Here is a 3,057-nt window from a genome sequence, read left to right on the forward strand (position 1 = left end):
GTGGCGGTGCGCACCTCGTTTGCCCAGGCCATGCTGCTCAACCTCTACAGCCGGCTGGCCCAGCGGGTGCTGGTGTTGCTGAGTTACACCGAATACCGCTCCGAGCAGGACCTGTACCGCGCCGCCTCCGAGGTGGCGTGGGAGCGCTGGTTCACCCCGCGCGAATCGATCAAGGTCGAGATCACCGCCCAGCACAGCCCGCTCAACAGCCTGAACTTTGCCGCCTTGAAGATCAAGGACGCCGTGTGTGACCGCTTCCGGGTGGTGGCACAAGGGGTGCGCCCCGATGTCAACACCCAATGGCCCGATGTGCGCATTTATGCCCACCTGACCACCGACAGCTGCTCGCTCTACATCGACACCTCGGGCGAGCCGCTGTTCAAGCGTGGCTGGCGGGTTGACAAGGGTGACGCGCCGCTCAAAGAAACCCTGGCTGCCGCCATGATCGCCGCCAGCGGCTGGCTCGACGGTGACGAGGACCTGAAGCCACTTTATGACCCCTGCTGCGGCAGCGGCACCATCGTTATTGAGGCGGCGCAGATGGCCTGCAACATGGCTGCTGGCAGCCGCCGCCGCTTTGCCTTCGAAAAATACCTGCCGTTTCGACGAGCCGATTGGGACGCCATGAAACAAGAGGCGGCCGACGCCGAGGTGATGCCCGGCCCGGGCCAAAAGCCCATTATTTTCGGCAGTGACGTGGCCCACCGCATGGTGGACTTTGCCCAGCGTAATGCCGAGCGCGCTGGTGTCGCCGGTGTGATCGAGTTCCGGGGTGGCGACGCGTTGCAGCGCATGCCGCCGATCGATGTCAGCACCACCGGCGGCGGGGTGCTGCTGCTCAATCCGCCGTATGGCGAACGCATTGATGTCGGTGGCGTGGCCCGGGCTGGCCGGCCGCCGCAGACCCGCGACGTGGCTCATGGCGTCGGTTATGAGGACGACGTCGGCGACGACATGGACGCTGTGGGCCGCTTTGGCGCGCGCGAGCTGCCGCAGCTGGCCAACGGCGGTGAGTTCTTCAGCCAGCTGGCCACCCACTGGAAGAAAAACTACGCTGGCTGGACCGCCTGGGTGCTCACCCCCGACCTGAAACTGCCCGGCAAGATGCGCCTGAAGGAATCGCGCCGGGTGCCGATGTGGAACGGCCCGATTGAATGCCGGCTGTTCCGTTTTGACATGGTCAAAGGTTCGGCCCGCGAGCGCAGCCCGGCCGCTGAATGATGGCGGCGCTGCAGGGGTCGGCCGTGTTGGGGCGCGCCCTGGTGCTGGACACCAACATCGTTCTGGACCTGCTGGTGTTCCACGACCCGGCCACGCCGCCGCTGAAACAGGCGCTGGACCAGCAGACCCTGCGCTGGCTCGCCACCGCACCGATGCGTGAAGAGCTGGCGCGGGTGCTGAGCTACCCGCAAATTGTCAAAAGCCTGGCCTACCACGGCGTGGCAGCGGCCGAGGTGCTGGCTGGTTTTGACGCGCAGGCCAGTCTGGTGACCGTGGCGCCCAAGGCCAGCGTGACCTGCAAGGACGTCGATGACCAGAAGTTCATCGACCTGGCGGTGCAGCACCAAGCCCTGCTGCTGAGCAAGGACAAAGCCGTCCTTTGCATGAAAAAACGGCTGCTGGCCCAGAAGACCGTGGTGTTGACCGCGATGGAATCCATCGCGGTCTGAGTGCGATAGACCGCCACCGGCGCTCTCGTTTTGGATGATCTGCTTGACCATGATGTGATCACATCAATGGCAATCAAGGCCTGAAATTCGTTCTTTGTAAAATTTGTGATCACATTTATCATCGGGAGGTTTTGTTTTGACAACCATCTCCCATGAACGAATCCATCACCGACTTCCTGACCGAGCACCGCATCCACGAGGTGGAATGTGTCATCCCCGACATGACCGGCATTGCCCGCGGCAAGATCCTGCCCAAGGACCTGTTCTTGCAGGCGGGCGAAATGCGCCTGCCCAAGAGTGTGCTGCTCAACACCGTCAACGGCCAGCAGCCCGACAACGGCCCGCATGTGGGCGAGACCGATCCGGACATGGTTTGCCTGCCTGATGCCAGTACGGTGCGGCTGGTGCCCTGGGCCGCGGAGCCGGTGGCGGTGGTGATCCACGACTGCCATGAAGACGATGGTTCGCTGGTGCACCTGTCGCCCCGTGCGCTGCTGCGCCATGTGGTGTCGCTCTACGAAAAACAGGGCTGGCGGCCGGTGGTGGCGCCCGAGATGGAGTTCTACCTGGTGGCGCGGCAAAACAACCCGCACGAGCCGCTGCAGCCGCCGCTGGGGCGCACCGGCAAGCCCGAGGCCGGACGCCAGTCGTATTCGATTGACGCGGTCAACGACTTTGACCCGTTTTTCATGGAGCTCTCCAACTTCTGCAGTGTGCACCGGCTGGGGGTGGAGACGCTGATCCACGAAGCCGGCGCCGGTCAGATGGAAATCAACTTCAGCCATGGTGACCCGATGGACCTGGCCGACCGGGTGTTTCTGTTCAAACGCACGGTGCGCGAAACCGCGCTGCGCCACGGCATTTTTGCCACCTTCATGGCCAAACCGATGGAGATGGAGCCTGGCAGCGCCATGCACATCCACCAAAGTGTGCTGGACGCGCAGACCGGCCAGAACATCTTTTCCAACCCCGACGGCTCGGCCAGCGCGCTGTTTGGCCACTACATCGGCGGCCTGCAAAAGTACGTGCCGCAAGTGATGCCGATGCTGGCGCCCTATGTCAACTCGTACCGGCGCCTGTCGCGTTTCATGTCCGCACCGATCAACGTGCAGTGGGGACTGGACAACCGCACCTGCGGCATCCGCATCCCCAAATCCAACCCACAAAACCGCCGGATCGAAAACCGTGTGCCCGGTGTGGACGTCAACCCTTATCTGGCCACCGCCGCCACCCTGGCCTGCGGCTATCTGGGACTCATGGAGCAGCTCAAACCCACCGACCCGATGGACAGCAGCGCCTGGGACCGGGACTACGAGCTGCCGCGCCACCTGGAAGACGCGATCACGCGCATGCGCGGGTGTGAGGCGATGGCCGAGGTGTTGTGGCC

General features: G+C 63.7%; 3 protein-coding genes. All 3 read left to right on the forward strand.

What is annotated here, in order from left to right; translation table 11 throughout:
- A partial coding sequence (locus PHW99_RS18100) for a THUMP domain-containing protein (protein WP_300181007.1) occupies positions 1–1,221 on the forward strand: 1,221 nt, incomplete at its 5' end.
- On the forward strand, positions 1,218–1,670 hold the full coding sequence (locus PHW99_RS18105; RefSeq protein WP_300181010.1) for a putative toxin-antitoxin system toxin component, PIN family: 453 nt from the start codon (positions 1,218–1,220) through the stop codon (positions 1,668–1,670). The genes PHW99_RS18100 and PHW99_RS18105, both read left to right, overlap by 4 nt.
- Positions 1,671–1,822: 152 nt before the next feature.
- A partial coding sequence (locus tag PHW99_RS18110; protein WP_300181013.1) for a glutamine synthetase family protein occupies positions 1,823–3,057 on the forward strand: 1,235 nt, incomplete at its 3' end.

Source organism: Rhodoferax sp. (assembly GCF_028689305.1).
In the GTDB taxonomy this organism is placed as follows: Bacteria; Pseudomonadota; Gammaproteobacteria; order Burkholderiales; family Burkholderiaceae_C; genus Rhodoferax.

Bases quoted from the DNA above. Each gene is read 5' to 3' on its own strand.
- PHW99_RS18105 (WP_300181010.1), top strand. From the start codon at position 1,218: ATGATGGCGGCGCTGCAGGGGTCGGCCGTGTTGGGGCGCGCCCTGGTG.